Annotated in this window: 17 protein-coding genes and 1 tRNA gene; 14 read left to right on the top strand and 4 right to left on the bottom strand. The window is 39.1% G+C overall.

Annotated elements, in window-relative coordinates; translation table 11 throughout:
- Positions 1-241 precede the first annotated feature (241 nt).
- Positions 242-314, top strand: a tRNA-Lys gene (locus JET18_RS20605).
- 193 nt (positions 315-507) lie between these two features.
- On the opposite strand, the gene panC is transcribed toward JET18_RS20605, so the two are convergent.
- A complete protein-coding gene (gene panC / locus JET18_RS20600) occupies positions 508-1,356 on the bottom strand; it encodes a pantoate--beta-alanine ligase (protein ID WP_202094327.1) in 849 nt (282 codons plus the stop codon).
- A 171-nt stretch (positions 1,357-1,527) separates the two neighbouring features.
- On the opposite strand from panC, the gene JET18_RS20595 reads away from it, so the two are divergent.
- The 9 genes from JET18_RS20595 (at position 1,528) to JET18_RS20555 (ending at position 12,111) form a co-directional block, all read left to right on the top strand.
- Entirely contained in the window at positions 1,528-2,298 is a 771-nt protein-coding gene (locus tag JET18_RS20595) for a glycogen/starch synthase (RefSeq protein WP_202094326.1), read from the top strand.
- 13 nt (positions 2,299-2,311) lie between these two features.
- Positions 2,312-3,943, top strand: coding sequence for a DUF4270 family protein (locus JET18_RS20590; RefSeq protein ID WP_202094325.1), 1,632 nt, complete (start codon positions 2,312-2,314; stop codon positions 3,941-3,943).
- Positions 3,944-3,982: 39 nt separating this feature from the next.
- Positions 3,983-5,836: a glutamine--fructose-6-phosphate transaminase (isomerizing) gene (gene glmS, locus JET18_RS20585; protein ID WP_202094324.1), complete on the top strand. Its 1,854-nt coding sequence runs from the start codon at positions 3,983-3,985 to the stop codon at positions 5,834-5,836.
- A 108-nt stretch (positions 5,837-5,944) separates the two neighbouring features.
- Positions 5,945-7,366 (top strand): T9SS ring complex lipoprotein PorK/GldK, encoded by a 1,422-nt coding sequence (gene porK / locus JET18_RS20580; RefSeq protein WP_202094322.1) that lies wholly within the window; start codon positions 5,945-5,947, stop codon positions 7,364-7,366.
- Positions 7,367-7,426: 60 nt separating this feature from the next.
- Complete coding sequence (gene porL, locus JET18_RS20575) at positions 7,427-8,119, top strand: type IX secretion system motor protein PorL/GldL (RefSeq protein WP_202094320.1); 693 nt, start codon at positions 7,427-7,429, stop codon at positions 8,117-8,119.
- Positions 8,120-8,171: 52 nt separating this feature from the next.
- A complete protein-coding gene (gene porM, locus JET18_RS20570; RefSeq protein ID WP_202094318.1) occupies positions 8,172-9,764 on the top strand; it encodes a type IX secretion system motor protein PorM/GldM in 1,593 nt (530 codons plus the stop codon).
- 20 nt (positions 9,765-9,784) lie between these two features.
- Positions 9,785-10,723 (top strand): type IX secretion system ring subunit PorN/GldN, encoded by a 939-nt coding sequence (porN, locus tag JET18_RS20565; RefSeq protein ID WP_202094315.1) that lies wholly within the window; start codon positions 9,785-9,787, stop codon positions 10,721-10,723.
- 56 nt (positions 10,724-10,779) lie between these two features.
- Complete coding sequence (locus tag JET18_RS20560; RefSeq protein WP_202094308.1) at positions 10,780-11,814, top strand: NAD(P)/FAD-dependent oxidoreductase; 1,035 nt, start codon at positions 10,780-10,782, stop codon at positions 11,812-11,814.
- 39 nt (positions 11,815-11,853) lie between these two features.
- The gene (locus JET18_RS20555) at positions 11,854-12,111 is read left to right on the top strand and encodes a SemiSWEET transporter (protein WP_202094306.1); all 258 of its coding nucleotides are present in this window, start codon (positions 11,854-11,856) and stop codon (positions 12,109-12,111) included.
- Between the two features lie 187 nt (positions 12,112-12,298).
- On the opposite strand, the gene JET18_RS20550 is transcribed toward JET18_RS20555, so the two are convergent.
- The 3 genes from JET18_RS20550 to JET18_RS20540 all read right to left on the bottom strand — a co-directional run bounded on the left by JET18_RS20550 (position 12,299) and on the right by JET18_RS20540 (position 14,600).
- Positions 12,299-12,733 carry an META domain-containing protein gene (locus JET18_RS20550; protein ID WP_202094304.1) on the bottom strand — a complete coding sequence of 145 codons (435 nt, stop codon included), beginning with the start codon at positions 12,731-12,733 and terminating at the stop codon, positions 12,299-12,301.
- Positions 12,734-12,774: 41 nt separating this feature from the next.
- Complete coding sequence (locus tag JET18_RS20545) at positions 12,775-13,167, bottom strand: hypothetical protein (RefSeq protein WP_202094303.1); 393 nt, start codon at positions 13,165-13,167, stop codon at positions 12,775-12,777.
- Positions 13,168-13,598: 431 nt separating this feature from the next.
- On the bottom strand, positions 13,599-14,600 hold the full coding sequence (locus JET18_RS20540; RefSeq protein WP_202094302.1) for a hypothetical protein: 1,002 nt from the start codon (positions 14,598-14,600) through the stop codon (positions 13,599-13,601).
- Between the two features lie 560 nt (positions 14,601-15,160).
- Here JET18_RS20540 and JET18_RS20535 point away from each other — a divergent pair.
- The 4 genes from JET18_RS20535 (at position 15,161) to JET18_RS20520 (ending at position 21,428) form a co-directional block, all read left to right on the top strand.
- Complete coding sequence (locus JET18_RS20535; protein WP_202094301.1) at positions 15,161-15,550, top strand: hypothetical protein; 390 nt, start codon at positions 15,161-15,163, stop codon at positions 15,548-15,550.
- 146 nt (positions 15,551-15,696) lie between these two features.
- Entirely contained in the window at positions 15,697-16,782 is a 1,086-nt protein-coding gene (locus JET18_RS20530; RefSeq protein ID WP_202094300.1) for an efflux RND transporter periplasmic adaptor subunit, read from the top strand.
- 22 nt (positions 16,783-16,804) lie between these two features.
- Positions 16,805-19,999, top strand: coding sequence for an efflux RND transporter permease subunit (locus JET18_RS20525; protein ID WP_202094298.1), 3,195 nt, complete (start codon positions 16,805-16,807; stop codon positions 19,997-19,999).
- Positions 19,986-21,428: a TolC family protein gene (locus tag JET18_RS20520; protein ID WP_202094297.1), complete on the top strand. Its 1,443-nt coding sequence runs from the start codon at positions 19,986-19,988 to the stop codon at positions 21,426-21,428. Before JET18_RS20525 ends, JET18_RS20520 begins: the two co-directional genes overlap by 14 nt.
- Positions 21,429-21,531 lie beyond the last annotated feature (103 nt).

The raw sequence follows: 21,531 nt of genomic DNA, 5'->3' as shown, positions 1-21,531 counted from the left end.
AATACACTTTTAATGTATGGGTCCTGGGTTCGAATCCCAGCCGGGTCACAAGTTTACTGAAAAGTAAATTTTTTTCATATTAATATTTTGTGATTTGGTGTTTCAAAGGTCTCCGCAAGAGGCCTTTGATTTTTTTAATATTTCTTTGAAAATCCTATTGCAGGAATAAAAAAAGATTTATATCTTTGCACCTCTTAAAAACGATAACATTGCTGGTCAATGCCGTCGTTAGCAAGTGACCGACTCGGTAGCTCAGCTGGTAGAGCAATACACTTTTAATGTATGGGTCCTGGGTTCGAATCCCAGCCGGGTCACAAGTTTACTGAAAAGTAAATTTTTTTCATATTAATATTTTGTGATTTGGTGTTTCAAAGGTCTCCGCAAGAGACCTTTGATTTTTTTATATAGTGACTGTACAAAAAAATAAAAAACTCTGATCCACAGAATCAGAGCTTTGTTTTTTATTAGAAGTGTGTCCTTCTGTTTTTGTTGAACACGTGTTTAATATTAATCAAGGTGCATATTGTCAATTAATCTTACTCCATCCACTACAACTACGATGAATGCACGATAGTTTCTGTCTTTATAGAAGAAATCGGTTTCTTTCAGTGTTTCTTCGTCAGCGATCAGAAAATATTCTAATTTCATTCCCTGCTGCTGATCGAAAATATCCGTTACCCTTTCTTTGATTTCAGGAATAGTTACGGCACGGAACCAGTCATTGACTTTATTCAGGGTTTGATAAATAACTTTTGAGGCTTCTTTTCTGTCTTCGTGAAGTCTTTGGTTTCTTGAGCTCAGTGCCAGACCGTTTTCGGCTCTGTAAATGGGAACACCGGTTATTTTCACCGGAAGCTGCTTTTTTTCTACCATTTTCCTGATAATGGCAAGCTGCTGAAAATCTTTTTCCCCAAAATAAGCATTGTCCGGATGGATTTGTCTGAAAAGCTCTTCCACAACAGTTCCTACACCGTCAAAATGCCCGGGTCTTGATTTTCCCTCCATTTCATTTTCCAGTCCGTCGAAATCATAATGCTGGCTTACGGCTTTCTCAGGGTAAATGTCTGTTACTTCTGGGATGTACACAGCGTCCACCAGTCCTGAGTTTTCAAGTATAAGAATATCCCTGTTGATGTCTCTTGGATATTTTTCCAGATCTTCAGGATTATTAAATTGGGTTGGATTTACAAAAATTGAAGAAATTACGAGGTCATTATCTTTTCTGGCTTCTTCATACAGGGAAAGATGGCCCTTATGGAGCGCTCCCATAGTAGGGGCAAAGCCTATTTTTTTTCCCATTTCTTTCTGTCTTTCAATGAAATCCTGAAGGGTTTTCTTGTTCTTTATAACTTCCATAGTTTATTTTAATACTAATTCAAAAATACTAAAAATATCACATAATTATATGAGTTTTTAATAATTTGAAAATAGGAATTATCGTAAAATAATGTTAATTAAAATAATGTTGGATGTTTTTTTGTAATTTTGCACATTAAAGCATTTTTACAAAAATATAGATAGAAATTTATGCCGAATCAAAAAATACTGTACATTACTACAGAGATGTATCCATATCAGGAAGATACAAATATGGCTGCAGTGGTAAACAAAATGGCACTTAAGATGCACAATGAAGGCAATGATGTAAGAGTTTTTATGCCAAGATTTGGACAAATAAGTGAAAGAAAATTCCAGCTTCATGAAGTGATCCGCCTTTCAGGAATGAATATCATCATCAATGATCTGGATCAGCCTCTGATCATCAAAGTAGCCTCTCTTCCTGGGGAAAGACTTCAGGTATACTTTATTGACAACGAAGAATACTTCAAAAGAAAACAATATTATGTGGACGATGAAGGAAATCCTTTTGATGATAATGATGAAAGAGCGATTTTCTTTGCCAGAGGAGTTATTGAGACCATCAAAAAACTGAACTGGGTTCCGGATGTAATCCACCTGAACGGATGGATGTCTTCTTTCGTTCCAATTTACCTTAAAACCTATTACGAATCTGATACTTATTTCAAAGACGCCAAAATAGTTCTTTCCCTGTATAATGAGAAAGACGCGAATCTGGATAAAAAGATTTCTGAGAAATTAGCATTCGATAATATTTCAGGATTAAAAGCGTTAGATAATCCGACGATCAAAAACTTCGTTATCGAAAGTATGAACTACGTAAACATGGTAGTGAAAGGAGATGAATTTCTGGATGAAGATCTGGATAAAGGTTTCAATGAAACAACAGCTCCGAAATCTGAATACGTGGACGTAGATTCTATAAACCAACTTTATTAAAAACACTTTTTTAATGACTCATACTGTTAAAAGGACTTTAGCCATGCTTTTTGTGGCTGTTTTCGGAAGTACCCTTCTTTATAACTGCGAACCGGAATTGGATTCGTTGGGTGAGCAGCTGTTTCTTGACGGTGCTGCGGAAGGGAATGTAACTTCATATGACCTTATTGCTTATAATGTTAATAATAATGATTCTATCCGAAGTGATGCAGGAAGACTTGTAAGCCAGGTAAGTACTACAGGATCAAGTTTATCTCTTGCTGTTTTAGGGGCTTTCAACGAGCCGCAGTTTGGTATGCAGAAAGCATCCTATCTTACCCAGCTGAGAATGAGTACGGATAATTTTGATTTCGGTAAAACGCCAAAAGTAGATTCTGTTGTATTGGTCATGAAACCTTATATTTCTTCTGCTGCCGATTCGATAGTAACGCGTCCGCTTAAAGACGAAAATATATTGATAGGAACCGAAAATGTAGCTGTTTCTACAGATATAAAAACATATCCTACCGATTTTTCTTTTAAATACGGTAAGACAAAGCTAGGTTCCGGTGGATCTCATAGTCTGATGCACATCAATGTAGATGAAATTACTACATTCTTAGATGGTAATTCAGATGCTTTCAGATATTCCAATGCGTCTGTAAGTACCGGAGAATCTTTGGGATCTGGTATTCTTGAGGGACGGGTAACCGCTAAAACCATTACCAAAAAATCAGATAATTCAACAGTATTTACTTCAGAGCCGGGACTTAGAATCCGTTTGAAAAACGATTTTTTCCAGACCAAGATTCTTGACAAGAACGGGAAACCGGAGCTGATGGATGCAGCCAACTTTACAAGATATTTTAAGGGGATAAGACTTTCCGTAACCGATACAGACGGATATCTTTTACAGATGGCTCCTGATAATATGGAGATTATCATGTATTACACCAACGAGAAGGACACCAATGGTACTATTACAAGACCACAGTCTACTTTTAAATTACTGTTAACAGGAAGTCTTGGTAATGCACGTCTCGGCCAGTATGAATACAACAGAATAGGTTCTGCCTGGAATACTGCAAAGGACATGATCAATACAACAACCGGAGATCCTAAACTTTATCTTCAGGGAATGGGAGGTCCTTCGGTACGTGTAAAAATACCGGATGAAACTATTACAGAACTTAAAAAGCAGTATAATGAGAAAAAAGCGGCTATTGTAAGTGCAAAAATCAGAATCTATACAGATGCTGCAAGCTGGAGCAATAAGTATAAAAAAATAGCAGATAATTTTACTCTTCTTTTTTTAACAGAAACTGCAACAGGGTCAGGAGTATTTACTCCGAAGGAATTCCTCGCTGATACCTCTGTAGGTTTTACATGGCTAAGATCATATGATCTGGATAAAAATCCTTCTTACTATGAATTTACAGTAACGAAAACAGTAAAGGATATTGTGGAACCGGCGGAAGATGGAACTACTAAGACTAATAAACTACTATTGCTAAACATTGGGAAGTTTGTTATGTCTGATACTGCCCCGTTAGGATACAGATATACAAAAAGAGCATTTGAAACAGAAAGAGGCGTTTATGTTGGTTCAGACAAAACAAATCCAAAAAGAATTCAGTTAAGAGTCATTTACGGTACTAAACAATAGTACAGATAAAAATAAACAAACACTAGACAAAATAAAAATATGTGCGGAATTGTAGGATATACAGGATTTCAAGATGCGTATGAAATTGTAATCAACGGTCTTAGAAGATTAGAATACAGAGGGTATGACAGTGCCGGAATCGTTTTAGAAGGTTCAGACAGAAAATTTGAAGTAGAAAAAACAAAAGGCAAGGTAGATGATTTGGTGAATATTTCAGCGCAGTTGAAAGGCACAGCCAAAATAGGAATGGGACATACGCGATGGGCTACACATGGAGTTCCAAGTGATAGAAATTCGCACCCGCATTTATCAAACAATAACAAGATCGCTCTTGTACACAATGGAATTATAGAAAACTATGATACCATTAAAAAAATGCTTACGGAAAAAGGATTTACATTTAAATCTGAAACAGATACGGAAGTTCTGGTAAACCTTATCCAGTATTTCATGGATGTGAATACGGAAATAGATTTCCCTACTGCGGTGAGATATGCTTTGAATGAAGTATACGGAGCCTACGCTATTACTGTGCTTCACGAAGATTATCCGGGAGTATTGGTTGTTGGAAGATTAGGATCTCCTTTAGCAATCGGAATTGGTGATAAAGAATATTTCATCGCCTCTGATGCTTCTCCTTTCGTAGAATTTACAAAAGAAGCGATCTATCTTGAAGAAGGTCATATGGCTACTATTTCATTGGAAAATGGAGTAGATATCAGAACTATTAACGATAATTCGAAAATTGAGCCTGAGATCCAGGAACTGAAATTAAGCCTTGAACAGATTGAAAAAGGAGGTTATGAGCATTTCATGCTTAAAGAGATCTTCGAGCAGCCTAAATCTATCCACGATACGATGAGAGGCAGACTTCTTGTAGATGAAGGCGTTATCAAAATGGCAGGGATCTGGGATCATGTGGAAAGATTCAAGAATGCCAACAGAATTATCATTATTGCTTGTGGTACTTCATGGCATGCAGGCCTTATCGGGGAATATCTTATTGAAGAATATGCAAGGATTCCTGTAGAAGTGGAATACGCTTCCGAATTCAGATACAGAAACCCTATTATTACAGATAAAGACGTTGTTATCGCCATCTCTCAATCCGGAGAAACTGCTGATACGATGGCTGCATTAAAATTAGCAAAAGAAAAAGGAGCATTTATATACGGTATTTGTAATGTAGTGGATTCTTCCATTGCAAGAATTACAGATGCCGGTTCATATACACACGCCGGTCCTGAGATTGGGGTCGCTTCTACAAAAGCATTTACAGCTCAGCTTACCATTCTTACCTTAATTGCATTCAAATTAGGAAAACATAATGGTAACCTAGGAAACGCAGAATTCATGAGCTTAATTTCTGAATTGGATGCTATCCCTAAAAAGATCGAAGAAGTTTTAAGTACCACCCACGAGCTTACGCAGAATATTGCAAAAGACTTTGTAAACGCAACCAATTTCCTTTATCTGGGAAGAGGTTACAATTATCCTGCTGCATTGGAAGGGGCCCTTAAACTGAAAGAAATCTCTTATATTCATGCTGAAGGATATCCTGCTGCAGAAATGAAACATGGTCCTATCGCCCTTATCGACGAGAATATGCCAATCGTAATCATTGCGCCTAAAAAAGGGCATTATGACAAGATTGTAAGCAATGTTCAGGAAATTAAGGCCAGAAAAGGAAAAGTGATTGCTGTAGTGAATAAAGGAGATCAGCAGGTAAGCTCAATGGCGGATTATGTTATTGAAATCCCGGAAACTTCGGAATGTTTCTCACCAATCGTTGCATCAGTGCCTCTACAGCTGTTAGCGTATTATATCGCTGTATACCGTGGAGCCAATGTAGATCAGCCGAGAAACCTTGCAAAATCGGTGACCGTGGAATAAAAAAGAGTTGTAAATAAAATAAATTTAGATTTCTTCCGTTATTTCAAAAAAAATCTTAAAAGTTTCTTAAAAAAATTATATATTTACGGCTTAATTATAAAAATTAACATGAAAAGGATATTTCTTTTATTATTGTCTGCGTCGGTAGCATCAGTATCTTGTTCAGGTGGTGGCAGTTCTTCTGTAGGGAAGCCTGGAACGAAAGGAGAGTTGATACCAAGAGAAAAAACGAAATCATTTGTTGCGGAAAGACCATTTGGAATGGTTGCTATTCCTGCAGGTTCATTTGTTGCTGGTCTTGCTGATCAGGATCCAACAAATACCCCTGAAAAAGCATCATTGAAAACGGTTACTGTCTCCTCATTCTTTATGGATGAAGCGGAAACTACCAATGCAGAATACAGAGTATTTATCAATTATGTAAGAGATTCCATTGCGAGAACTCTACTTGCGGAAGCTGCTGGGGAAGGCGGTGAAGAAGGCGGACGTAGAGGAGCAAGCATCGGTGACTATGCATATCTTGCTAAAAAAGAAGAAAATTTAACACCTTATCAAGAATATTTAGACGGCCAAGGAGGAAGAGAAGATGGAGGATATGATGCTTCTAAAAAATTAGACTGGAAAATCCCATTACACTGGAGCACTGGAAAGTATCCTGATGTAGAATATGCGGAAGTTCTGGAATCTATGTATTTGCCTGCTTCTTCAAGAATCGGAAACGAAAGGATTTTAGACGTAAGTAAACTAAAATACAACTATCAGTGGGGAGATATGGATGCTGCGCTTGCTGACAACGAAAGAGGAGCTAACTACCTTAAAAGTTCAAGCATCGCCATTTATCCTGATACTACAGTTTGGGTAAATGATTTCCACTTTACATACAACGAACCATTGTTCGAGCAGTATTTCTGGCACAAAGCCTATAAAGATTATCCTGTAGTAGGGGTAACGTGGGATCAGGCAAGAGCTTACTGTAACTTCAGATCTAAACTGAAAACAGATTACAACGAAAGTTTAAAAAGAAAAAAACAAAGACCATTGATATTCCGTCTTCCTACAGAAATCGAATGGGAATATGCAGCAAAAGGCGGAATGCAGAATGCTACTTACCCTTGGGGTGGTCCATATTTAATGGATGACAGAGGTTGCTACCTTGCCAACTTCAAACCTAAGAGAGGTAACTACATGGAAGACGAGAAAAAAGGTACTTATACATATACAGCTCCAGTAAAGAAATTTAAGAAAAATGGATTTGGGTTATTTGATATGGCTGGAAACGTTTCTGAATGGACAGAATCTGCATATAACAACTCTTCTTACGGATTCTCATCCACGTTAAATCCTTCTACAAAAGATAAAAAGGATACGAAGAGATCAGTAAGAGGTGGATCTTGGAAAGATATAGGATATGCCCTGATGACAGGTGCAAGAGATTGGGAAAGAAAAGATTCCGCAAGAAGCTATATCGGATTCAGAACTGTACAGGATATTCCTGAAGCAGCAGTGAAGCCAAGAAGAGTTAACAGATAATTAACCATACAATTATTTTTCAATAACAATTTTATTTAACATTAAAAAAACTAACTTAATATGTTTAAGACTAAAGATGCTTGGATGAATTTCTTTTATTCATTCGGTGCTGCAATTGTAATTCTTGGAGCTTGGCTTAAAATTACTCACATTACCTTGGGACCTATTAACGGTAATATCGCTCTTACAGTGGGACTTATTACGGAGGCTATTATCTTTATCATTTTCGCATTCGACCCTCCTAAATCAGAAGAATCTTATGCATGGGAAAACGTTTATCCTGAATTATTAGATAAGCATGCTAACCCAAACCCTTTACATTCTAATGTGTCATCTAAAAACAATGCACAGCAGTTTGCAGAATTAGAAAATTCTCTTTCAAATAAATTAGACAAAATGCTTCAGGATGCAAAACTGGACGTTCAGTTGTTCGACAGATTAAGAACCGGTATCGACAAGTTCTCTAATTCTGTAGACCAGATCAACCAGACTGTTGACGTTTCTGCTTCTACTCATAAATATAACGATCAGCTTAACAAAGCTGCTCAGCATATGGAAAGTATGAATGCTTTATACGCAATGCAGCTTGAAAGCGGTAAAAGACAATCTGAATTTGCTAACAAATATGTAGCAGATATGCAGAAGTCTGCAGAGCAATCTGAAAAATTCAATCAAGAGTTACAAGGTTTAACAACTAATCTTAACAGCTTAAATAGAGTTTATGGTGGTATGCTTACTGCTATGAAGTCTTAATTCCTAACCATTTCTAAATTTAACTACTTAATCTAAAACAAAAGAAAAGAGAATGGCACAAGGAAAACAGACCCCTCGTCAGAAGATGATCAACCTGATGTATTTGGTGTTCATCGCGATGATGGCCCTAAATATTGATGCAGAAATCATCAGATCATACTATGACTCTACCAGAGCATTGAATGAAACAAGGACTTTAACAGAGAATAAAAACGAAAAGATTTTCGAAAAAACGCTTGAGGCTAAAGCGATGCAGGTACCGGATACTTATGCACAGCCTTGGGGACAGTATAAAGTTTTAAAAGGTAAAATTGATGTTTTGGTGGCTTCGGCACAGGGGATCAAGGATGCTTTAAAAAAATCTTCGGATTTTCATGATAAAGATCCGAAAACAGGAAAAGATATTGATGTAAGCGAAAATTTCGCAGCGCTGAATAATAATGAAGCGACTACAGAATATTTCTTCAAAGAAGGAGAAGAAAATACGCCTTCAAAAGGAGCTTTAGATTTAAAAGCAAAAATTGACGACGTAAGAAATTATATCAATGCAACTTTTGGAAACAATCCTCAATTGAAAGATTTAGTAGACAGAGCTAACAAATCTCTGATCGCTGAATATCCAAAAGGAAAATCTCCGAATGACAAGACTTGGTTTCAGAATAAATTCTATCACCAGCCGTTAATCGCCGCTATCTCTAATTTAGAGATTATCCAGAATGATGCGAGAAACGTACAGTCTGATGCATTGGCATTATTACTTCAGGAGAAAGTGGATGCAAGTATCAAATTCTCAAGCTATGAGCCTATTGTTTCAGGTCCGGTAGATATCCAGGCAGGAAAACAGGCTGAAGTAAAAGTAATGTTGGGTACTTATTCTACAAGTAACAAGATTGCCATCTCAGGGGTAGGCAGAGTAGAGAACGGAAAAGGGATTACCTCTATTTCAGGTTCCGGTATCGGCGAGCACAAACTGGGAGGAACAATTACTTTAACGGATGCTTCAGGAAAACCTCAGAGTTTCCCATGGACGCACACGTATAACGTAATCGCAGGACCAAGAGAAGTAAAACTTGAAAAAGGATTATTGCTTTCTGCGGATAAAATGAATGTAATGTATAGAGGACTTGAGAACCCTGTTTCAGGATCAATCTTAGGTGCTGATAATTCTAAACTTTCATTATCTGCTCCGGGAGCTTCAGTGAAAAGTACAGGTCCAGGAAAATGGAATGTGAAACCTACCTCAGGGAATACGGTTAAACTTACATTATCAGGAACTGATCCTTACGGAAAATCTGTATCTCAGGTATTTGAATATAGAATTAAGAATGTTCCGCCGCCACAAGGTCAGATCAGAGGACAGAGTATCGTAGCGATGCCGCCAGGTTCAATCCAGAACCAGACAGTACAGGCAGCGATTCCTGACTTTGACTTCCCGGTTTCATTTACTGTAACGCAGTTTATGGTGAGAGTACCAGGTAGAGCAGCACTATTAGTTCACGGAAATTCATTGAATGACGCCGCTGGACTGGTGAAGAATCTTAGATCTGGAGATGTAGTTTCCATCTTCGATATCAAAGTTACGGCTCAAGGACTGGATGGCCAGGTAATTAAAAACATTACTCCTATTATCATTAATATTCCATAGGACTAAAATTGTAATTTATTATGAAAAAATATATTAGCACCCTTTTAGTATTAGTTTCGGGATTTGCTTTTTCCCAGACTATTCTGAACGCAGCTTCGCCGGAAGAGTTCAGACAGATGAGAGAGGAAAACAAACAAAAAGTTGGTGATACTATTGTTGATAAAACGGTAAAGCCTCTTGAGTACGGTTTTGTAGAAGATAAAGATATCTATAAGAGTATGTTTGTTTGGGAGATCATTGATATGAATGATAAGATCAACCAGCCATTCTACTATGATAATCCGGATGGGCTTTTGGCTACACCTACAAGATCCCTGTATCAGTTATTACTGGATGCTGCATTAAGCGGAAAGATCGAGCAGGTTTATGATGATGAAAACTTTACAGTGAAACTTTCTCCGGAAGGAATTCAGAAAAGATTGGAAAAAGTAATCATCAATGATGCTGCTATTGATATCCTTAACTCAGGAAGACAATTAACTGAACAGGAGAAAAAAGAATATACCGACGTTTTCAAGACGACTACTGATAAAGTAAAAGTTCTTAAAATCATGGGTATGTGGTTTATCGATAAGAGAGACGGGCAGATGAAATACAGACCTCTTGGTATTGCAGCTATGGGACCAGATCCTGCTGTACAGGGTGTTATCGGACCAGATGGTAAGCCTATTGCGAGCAATGACGAGCTTATCGACCTGTTCTGGATTTTCTATCCGAATGCAAGAGACGTGTTGGCAAACAATTTTGTGTACAACAGAAAAAATTCTTCTGCAGACCTGTCTTTCGATGATATCATCAATGCAAGAAGATTCTCTTCAGTAATCTATAAATCATCAAGCGGTTTAGGTGACGGTACCATCAAGGACTATATCCCTAAAGATGCTGACGATCAGATGGAAGAAAGCGAAAGAATCAAAAGTCAGATCCTTAGCATGGAAAATGATATGTGGAATTACTAAGATTTCACTTGATATTTATACAAAACCTGAGTACTTTTACTCAGGTTTTTTTATTTATGAAACATATAGACTATATTATCGTTGGAGATGGGTATGCGGGGTTGTTTTTCGCTCATCAGTTAATAAAGCACAACAAATCTTTTGTCCTCTTCTCAGAAGGCAGAAAAAGTGCTTCTCAGGTTTCTGCAGGAATTATCAACCCTGTGGTGCTTAAGAAATTCACGACTTTCTGGAAAGCGCAGGAACAGATCGACTTTCTTAAAGATACTTTAGCAGAGATAGAATCCTACACCGGAAAAAATTATCTGATCAGTTCACCCATCCACAGAATTTTTCATGATGAGAACGAACAGAAGCTCTGGCTGAAAAAATCGGGCAATGAAGAACTTTCTGCTTTTCTTGATCAAAAATTCGATCATTTAGAGGTAGTAAAAAACGACTTTAACACCGGAAAGGTCAATCAGTCTGCCAGACTTCAGGTAAATGGATTTTTCATGGATCTATTTGATTTTTTAGAAAAAAATGAACTTCTGATCAAAGAAAAGTTTGATTACGGAAAAGTAGAGGCTTCTGAAGGAATCTACAAAGATCTTCAGTTTAAAAATATGATATTCTGTGAAGGAATGGGTGTGAAAGAAAATCCTTTCTTTTCGGATATTGCAGTAGTTCCGAACAAAGGACATCACATCAAGGTAAAACTTTCAGAACCTATTCCTGAAGATATAACGATCAAAAAGAAACATTTTCTGTTTCCGACGGATAACGGACTCCATTTCTATGGCGGAACCTATGACAGAGAACAATTGCATCATCACGTAGACGAATCCGCAGTAGCTCAACTCGTAAATGGGCTGTCCGAAATTTATCCCTATGATTTTGAGGTGGAAGAAGTGAATTTTGGTTTCAGACCGACTGTGAAAGACAGAAGACCCATCATAGGAAGACATGGAACTTATGATAATCTGTACGTTTTCAATGGACTTGGGGCAAGAGGAATTCTTAATGGTTGTTATTTCTCTCACAGCCTGTATCAGTTTATTGAAGAAAATATTCCACTGCACGAAGAAGTTTCAAGTGACAGATTTAAATAAGCAAAAGCTAGAAGCCATTAACCAAAAAAAAATTAAACTATGGACGAAAATATTCTGGGTATCATTGCAGGGGTTCTTACCTCCATTTCTATGATCCCTCAGCTGATCAAGGTGATCAGAGAGAAGAATGTGGAAGATATATCTCTGGTGATGCTTCTGGTTCTTATTTCCGGCCTGTCGCTTTGGGTTTGGTATGGTTTTAAGAAAGATGAGCTGCCTATTATTTTGTCTAATGCATTTGCCGTTCTGGTCAATATAAGCCTGCTGATCTGCTATATGTTCTATAGGAAGTCTTAACAGAGTGTCTTTGCGACCGGAAAATAAAAGAATTAAAAGAGCTTTGCGGATATCTAGTTAAAAATAGTATAAACGTACAGGATATTTTAAACAAATATTATCCCGAACTCAGGGTAAATAAAAAAGGCAAATGTGCTTATCTGCCCATTTGCCTTTTCTGTTTTATCAGCTTTTTGGTCTCTCCCAATTAAGGTTGAAGAACAAATTTAGCCAAAGGAGCCATTCTCGCTTTATTTAAAGTCAATGTATTTCCGTTTACAGAATAATTGTCTGCAGCCAGTAAAGCTTTCGTGAAACGTTGTTCCGTTTCAAGATCGTCACAAGCCATCATCGTAGACATTCCCTGGTTGAATTTAATTCTCATGGCATCGGGCTTGATCTCAAAAGTTCCGCCTACACCGTTGCATCCTGCATGTCCTTCATATCTCATGCCTTCCGTATTAAGTTTGAAGTAAGGGTTATTTTTAGGATTTTTAAGCTGTATCGGCTGCCCGTTCAGCTCCGTCAGTTTCCATGTTTTCCCCATGATATCAGCTGTTGTAGTCTGTGCCGGGGGAGTTTTGCATGCCGTAAGAAATACGAGCAAAACCAGCGTGGATAAATAATAATATAAGTTTTTCATAGTATGATTTTGTGATGTTTGATTTTTGTGGATTTCCTCAATTAATAAGAAGCCATTTTTGCAGGTCCGGAACCTTTGGGATCACGTTTGGCGTGAAACAGGACCATATCTACATTTTTTTTAAGCAGGGTAATATTTCCTTTAATATCAGAGTATTGATATTCCTCATTACTTGCCGTGTATTCAGGAAGAGCATCGCTTTTTTTAAGATCGTAGGTTTTACCCTCCAGATGAACGGTTGCTGTACTTTTTGTGTGATTGATGGTGACCTCAATTTTTTCTCCATAAGCATCGGTGAAAACATCTTTTGAGATCTCGTCTTTGTTTTCAGGAACTGCCTCGGTTACGGTTTCCGCTTCTTTGCCCGGATGTTTACACGCTGTTGAGGAAAGGACTGCCAGCCCGATAAGGACCGATGTGAATAATTTTTTCATAGTGATAAGTGATTTGTAAGTGTGTCATGAAATTGTGATATTAATACTACATAAATTTACAAATATTTCTAATAAATATATGTTAATTTTACATAAATTAATCTTATTTTTCTATTTGTTCTGCATTACGGCTTCTTTGCAGTGTCTTTTTATAAATCGTAGAAGAGACTGTGTTCTTTAAAGGTGGATTATGCAGATTACCGTTGGAATACTGCTTTAAGCAGCCGGTTTTAAGAATAAAAAAGTACATTTTTTTTTCATGGTTACATTTGTTGTTTTAATTGGGTGCAAATTTATTAAAAATTATATAATGCTGATACCCAGTAAAAAATGATTTAAATCATGCCGTCGGGAGTTTGCTTTTTGAAGTGTTGCATAAAAAAAGAGAACTGAAAAATGCAGTTCTCTGTAATCGGTATTTTGTAAAGCTTTTAAGGAGCTGTGATCTGGTCAATGGTGAAAAATGCTTTAGTTGTGCTGCATGTGCCTCCCGGGCAGGTGGTAGCGTTTCCTACACTTGTAGGTGAAGATGAGCCCATCATGTAATACAGTTTATAAAACACCTTGTCGGTACCGCTGTTGGTAGTCCATGCATAAATTCTCTGCTCAGGCATCCCTCCTGCGTAGGTTTCCGGATCTCCCCAATAAGGATTGGTGGATGCTGTTTGAATTCTTGCGCCGGTTGTGGCGTCAATAAGAGCTGCACTCGAAAGGGCATTGTCACCTGCCCATGCTCCAGGAGGAAGTCTGAGCTGATTTTGCTGATATCCTCCGGCGCCACTCCAAAGATAGTGTCCGTTGGAAATGATTTCCACATTGCCGGTTGAATTATTTCTGATTTGAAGGTTAACCTGAGAAAAAGCTAAACTTGTGGGGATGAAGGTCCGGACAGAGAATTTCCCGTCAGGTGTGGTGATCGCCAGAGCATATCCAGTTCTTCCGTTATCGGTGGTTGCTGTAAGTGGTCCCATAACTGCTATGTTCTCAATGCTCGCAATAGGTCCGTTTCCGCCGCCGCCTCCCGATGAAGAAGTATTGAAGACTCTCCATTCAGAGCCGTTCCAGAAATAATACCCCGAAGGAAGAACCGGGCCTGTGTTGTATACCAGAAGACCTGTGGCGTTCGGGTTTCCGCTGAGCTGCATCGTAGCTGAAGTAAGGCTGATTCTGGGTCCCAGTATTCCTCTGTCAGGCGAATTGATCTCCAGAATGGCGGAGGCATCCGGAGCTGTTGTTCCAATTCCGGTACTGCCGGTTGAGGTAATAATGAAATCGTTGGCTTGCTGGGTAGAAGTGGGGGTTCCTACCGGTAAGTTGTCCTTGGCCCCATCCACATGGAAGGTGTTTTGCGGATTGGGGGTGTTAATTCCGATCTGTGCTGTAAATAATGATGAAATCAGCGTTAATCCTAGTAAAAATAGTTTGTTTTTCATATTAAAAAAAGTATTAAGGTGATTAGTTCAGTTTGAGAAAAACCAAAATCTTGTCTTCATTTAAGTGGAGACAATTAAAGATTTCGTAAAATAAAAGATGGCCAGGCTGTAGTGGTTGTTTTCGCCTGAGCAGAGTTAAGGACCGGTAAGAAAGACTCTTTGTTTCATAATTAATATTTTCTATGGTTGGTTAGTTTAAAAAATAACTATTAAATCAAAAATTACAGTTATATTATTTTTTTTAAGTTTTCAAACTGTGTTAAATAATTGATTTATTGTTATTAATTTTTAATAAATATACAAATTATTATGAATAATATTAATATATAATATATTTTTAAATAATAATTAATATTGTATTGAGTTTTGAATTCTGTTAACTGTTTTTTTGTATAATATTTCTTTCTGCATTAAATGTTAGGTCTTATTATTTTTTAATTTCCATGATTTTTAATAATAATTCTGAGAAATAGGCTCATTCAGCTAATTTAAAGGAGCGTTAAATTTTGTTAATCTGCTATGAGGATATACCTTTCTAAATGTACATTTGCCACTTCAAAATGAGAAACTTTATTATTTACTTTTTAACCGGTCTTTTTCTGCTTTTCGTAGTAGAGAGCAGGCTTAGTGTTAAAACACTCCGAAATGACTATTCAGGTCATGTTTCTCACCATATGCCCAAAAAAGCCAACCGCCTGAACCAAACCTTCGAAAAGCTTTCGGTGCAGCAGATGGCAGACAATATTGATAATTCCACGCTGGAGCTTGCTGAAGATGACTTTCAGCTGTCTGATACCATACAGATCATTGCTGTATTTGCCAGTGTATTCAGTTTGGTCTATATTTTTGGACTTCGTTCTTTTAAAAGCAGAAAACCTTGTATTCATGGCTTTCTTTCGCTGTATTCCAATGTTAAAACATTCATTCTGATCCGTTCTATCAGAATTTAAAATTTCATTTTCCGAGATCTGTTTTCTGTCCGAAATCCGGCCAGGAGAACAACTGCGTTGTATATGCCGGTAATCATCACGGCGCAGGACTTCTATTACCGCCTTTTCATTCAAAACATTAACGATTTATATTAAACTCTAGAATTATGATCAAAAGAGTTGCCTCAGGCATTGCGATAAGCACCCTTTTACTGACCGTTGGCTGCAGTCAGAAGAAAGAAGAAAAAGAAGAAGCCGCAGTATATCCCGTGACCAGCCCTGTAAAAATGGACACGGTGATCAACAAAGAATATGTAGCCCAGATCCAGTCTGTAAAGAACATTGAAGTCCGTGCACAGGAAAAAGGATTTCTTGAAAAAATTTATGTAGACGAAGGTCAGTATGTACATGCCGGGCAGACCCTTTTCAGAATTATGCCGCAGCTTTATCAGGCGGAATTATTAAAAGCCAAAGCAGAAGTGGAGCAGGCTTCCATAGAACTGAAGAACGCCAGTACGCTGGCAGGCAACAATATTGTTTCGAAAAACGAAAGAGCCATGGCCAAAGCCAAGCTGGATGCTGCCAATGCTGAAATGAAACTGGCCCAGATCCACCTGTCTTTTACCGATATCAAAGCCCCTTTTTCTGGGGTGATCAATAGAATTCCGCTGAAACTTGGTAGCCTTGTAGATGAAGGAGATTTACTAACCTCTTTATCAGACAATACTAATGTGTACAGTTATTTTAACGTTTCGGAACCGGAATATATCAGCTACCAGACTCATGCGGCGGACAGAGGCAGCAACCAGGTATCTCTGATTATGGCCAATGGGGAAATGCTTCCTCAAAAAGGTGAAATCCAGACCATAGAAGGAGAATTTGACAACGAAACAGGAAATATCGCCTTCAGAGCAAAATTCCCGAACCCTGATAAGCTGCTTAGAAACGGAGAAACCGGAAAAGTACAGATGACACTTCCGGTTCACAATGCACTTATTATTCCTCAGAAAGCCACGTACGAAATTCAGGATCAGAAATATGTTTTCATCATTGATAAAAACGGGACTGCCAGATCCAGAAATATAAAAGTAGCTTATGAACTCCCTGATCTGTATGTAGTGGGTTCAGGGCTTGCAGAAGGAGATAAAATCCTTTTGGAAGGTGTTCAGAAAGTGAAAGACGATCAGAAAATACAGATCAAATTCCAGGATCCTAAAAAAGTTCTTCAGTCATTGAAACTAAAAGCAGAGTAGTCTACTCGTAAAACGAAGCAGTATGTTTAAGAAATTCATCCGCAGACCTGTTCTGTCTATTGTGATCTCACTGATCATTGTATTTATGGGGATTCTGTCGCTGGTAAAACTTCCAGTAACCCAGTTTCCCTCCATTTCACCCCCAAAAGTAAATATCACCGCAGAATATCCGGGCGCGAACAACGAACTATTGATCAAATCAGTAGTAATTCCCCTCGAAAGAGGACTGAACGGAGTTCCGGGTATGAAATATATGACGTCCGATGCCGGTAACGACGGGGAAGCATCCATCCAGATCGTATTTGATCTTGGAACAGATCCCAATGTAGCCGCAGTAAACGTTCAAAACCGTGTATCTTCCGTGGTCAACAAACTTCCTCCGCTGGTAGTGCGTGAAGGGGTAAAAATTACCCGTGAAGAACCGAATATGTTGATGTACATTAACCTGTACAGTGACGATCCCAAAGCTGACCAGAAATTCCTTTTCAACTATGCAGATATCAATGTGATGTCCGAATTGAGAAGGGTAAGTGGAGTAGGTTTCGCTGATATCCTTGGAACCCGGGAATATGCCATGCGTATCTGGCTTAAACCGGACAGGCTTACCGCTTACAATATTTCCGCCGACGAAGTGATGGAATCCCTGAACCAGCAGAGTTTAGAAGCTTCTCCGGGTAAAACAGGTGAAAGTTCAGGAAAACGTTCTCAATCCTTTGAATATATTCTGAAATATTCCGGACGTTTCAACAATGAAAAAGATTACGGGAATATTATCCTGAAAGCAAAACCGGGCGGCGAATTTGTAAGATTAAAAGACGTTGCAGATATAGAATTCGGTTCTTCCATGTATGATATTTATTCTACATTAAATGGAAAACCTTCTGCTGCGATTACTGTAAAACAATCGTACGGTTCCAATGCAAGTGACGTTATCAAAAATGTAAAAACTTTGATGAAAGATCTTGAGAAAAACAACTTCCCGAAAGGAATGCACTACGACATCAGCTATGACGTTTCCAGATTCCTGGATGCATCCATGGAAAAGGTGGTTCATACTTTGTTTGAGGCCTTTATTCTGGTAGCCATTGTGGTATTTCTGTTCCTTGGAGACTGGCGTTCGACCTTAATTCCGGCGCTGGCGGTTCCGGTTTCACTGGTTGGTACATTTGCCGTCATGTCCGCATTTGGAATTACGCTGAACATGATCTCACTTTTTGCCTTGGTAATGGCCATCGGGGTCGTCGTCGATGATGCCATTGTGGTGATTGAAGCCGTTCACGCGAAGATGGAAGAAAAAGGATTGTCACCGTTAAAAGCAACAGAAGAAGCGATGCATGAGATCAGCGGAGCGATTATCGCAATCACCCTCGTTATGGCCTCTGTATTCATTCCGATTGCGTTTATGTCAGGTCCTGTTGGGGTATTTTACCGTCAGTTCTCCATTACGATGGCTTCTGCCATTATCCTTTCGGGAGTTGTAGCTTTAACACTGACGCCGGCTTTATGTGCTTTGATCTTAAAAAATCACCACGGAAAAGTTAAAAAGAAAACCCCGATTACCATTTTCTTAGATAAATTCAACAATTTATTCACGAAAGGAGCCGGAAGATATGAGAAAATGCTTAACAAAACCGTTAAGAAAAAATCAATCACACTTCCTTTATTGCTGGCATTCTGTGCCTGTACCTTCTTCCTGAGCAATTCACTTCCTTCAGGATTTATTCCGGCGGAAGATCAGGGGATGATTTACGCCATTATCCAGACACCTCCGGGATCTACTCTGGAAAGAACCAACCAGATCGCGAAAGAATTATTAAGAGAATCTGAAGATATTGATGGGGTGCAGTCCGTTTCTTCACTGGCTGGGTACGAAATCTTAACAGAAGGTACGGGATCCAACTCCGGAACCTGCCTGATTAACCTTAAAAGCTGGGAAGAACGAAAAGAATCCGCTGCTGAGATTATTGAAAAGCTTGAAGAAAAAGCCAAGAATATTCCGGGAGCCAATATAGAATTCTTCCAGCCGCCTTCCATTCCAGGGTATGGTGCTGCAGGAGGTTTTGAGCTTCGTTTACTGGATAAAGCCGGAAGCGGGGATTACCATAAAATGGAGCAGGTCAGCAATGATTTTGTAAAAGAGCTGAAGAAACGTCCAGAACTCGGATCTGCATTTACTTTCTACTCTGCAAGTTTTCCACAGTATATGCTTAGAGTGGATAACGATCTTGCTGAACAGAAGGGAGTAACGATAGAAAATGCAATGGACAACCTGTCTACTTTGATCGGGTCCAACTACGAAACGAGTTTCATCCGTTTTGACAGACCTTATAAAGTGATTGTGCAGGCCGGACCTCAGTACCGTGCGCTGCCTACCGATCTGCTTAAATTATATGTGAAAAATGATAAAGACCAGATGGTTCCGTATTCAGATTTTATGAGAATGGAAAAAGTATATGGACTGTCAGAAATCACCAGACATAATATGTACAATTCTGCGGAGGTGAGCGGAACGCCGGCACCGGGATACAGCAGCGGGCAGGCCATTAAAGCCATTCAGGAAGTTGCGGATAAAACGCTTCCTAGAGGTTTCGGTATCGACTGGGCAGGTATTTCCAAAGATGAAGTAAGCAGAGGAAATGAGGCAGTATTTATCTTCCTGGTGTGTCTTGGATTTGTGTATCTGATCCTTGCGGCGCAGTATGAAAGCTTTATTCTGCCGCTGCCGGTGATTTTATCCCTTCCTACAGGTATTTTCGGAGCGTTTTTATGTTTAAAATTATTAGGTCTGGAAAACAACATCTATGCTCAGGTGGCAATGGTGATGCTGATTGGTCTGCTGGGTAAAAATGCCGTACTGATCGTAGAATTTGCGGTTCAGAAGAAAGCGGAGGAAGGAATTCCGGTTGCGAAAGCGGCTATTGAAGGGGCGGCCATCCGTTTCCGTCCGATCCTGATGACTTCGTTTGCCTTTATTGCGGGACTTATTCCGTTGGTGATGGCAACCGGGCCGGGAGCAGTAGGAAACCGGACGATTGGTACTGCCGCAGCCGGAGGGATGCTGATCGGAACTATTTTCGGGCTGATGATTATTCCGGGGCTGTATTATATTTTCGGAACCATCGCAGAGAAATCAAGACTGGCAAGATATGAGGAGGAAAATCCTTTAACAGAACAAACTGAACCTTATCAACACGATGACAAACATGAAGATTTATAGTAAATATATAGCAGCCATCGCCTTATCGCTTGTACTCACAGGCTGTAGAGCGCCTATGGCCACCGTTATAAAAGATGAGGTGAAAGAAAACATCCCTCAGAATTTCAATCAGGAAGAGCAGCAGAATGCGAATGTAAACAGTGGAACAACTCCCTGGAGACAGTTTTTTACAGACCCGAATCTGGTAAGCTTAATTGAAACAGCTTTAAAAAACAATCAGGAATTACTGATCACGCTTCAGGAAATTGAAATTGCAAAAAGCGGTGTTTTAGCTAAAAAAGGAAAGCTGACTCCAACCGTTTCTGCCGGAATAGGTGCGGGACTGAAAAAAGCAGGCCGCTACACGAGTGAGGGTGCCGGTGATGCCACTACAGAAATAGAACCCGGAAGAGAAATGCCGGATCCGCTGGGTAATTTTGAAGGCGGATTGATGGCGAACTGGGAAATTGATATCTGGAAAAAACTCAGAACGGAGAAAGAAGCGGCTGTTGCCCATTATCTTTCTACAGTTGAGGGAAAAAATTTCGTGCTGTCCAATCTTATTGAAGAAGTAGCGGATAATTATTATGAGCTGCTGGCACTGGATAATCAGCTGGATATTATTCAGCAGTATATCAAACTGCAGCAGAGAGCACTGGAAATTTCTAAAATTCAGAAAGAGGCTGCTGCCGCTACGGAATTGGCTGTGAAGAAGTTTGAAGCAGAGCTGGCCAAGTCCAAAGCCGCGGAGTATACCATCCGCCAGGATATCACGGAAAAAGAAAACCAGATCAATGCATTGCTGGGAAGATATCCGCAGCCTATTGTAAGATCGAAGGAGAGTTTTATGTCTACGATGCCGCAAACGGTGTATACAGGAATACCGTCCCAGTTACTGGCGAATCGTCCGGATATCAAACAGGCAGAATTGGAATTGAAAGCGTCAAAGCTGGATGTGGAAGCTGCAAGAAAGGAGTTTTATCCATCGCTGGAAATTTCAGCAACATTAGGTCTGGAAGCATTCAAGCCTTCTTATCTGGTTAAAATGCCGGAATCTATTGCTTATAATTTAGCGGGTGAACTGGCGGGTCCGCTGATCAACAAAAGTGCCATCAAAGCGAACTTTCAGACTGCAGATGCGAAACAGATCCAGTCCTTATATGAGTATGATAAAACCATTTTGCATGCTTATCTGGATGTGGCCAATCTGATGTCGAAGGTGAAAAATATTGACCAGTACTATCAGATGAAATCGCAGGAAACCAAAGCGCTGGATCAGTCTATTGATATTGCGAACCAACTGTTCCGGAACTCAAGGGCTGATTATCTTGAAGTGCTTCTGAACCAGAGGGACGCTCTGGATGCGAAAATGGAGCTGATAGAAGCCAAACAGAAACAGCTGAGCACCGTGGTAGATATTTACAAAAGCTTAGGTGGAGGCTGGAAATAAGACATCATAATTCTATCTATATAAACAGTTAATGTTTTGGGCTGATTCTTTCGGGGGTCAGTCCTTTTTATTTTTATACGTCAAGTTTTGTCGCATCACAGAG

This window comes from Chryseobacterium endalhagicum (genome assembly GCF_016745235.1).
Lineage (GTDB): Bacteria > Bacteroidota > Bacteroidia > Flavobacteriales > Weeksellaceae > Chryseobacterium > Chryseobacterium endalhagicum.
This window is presented reverse-complemented; position numbering and strand designations above follow the sequence as displayed.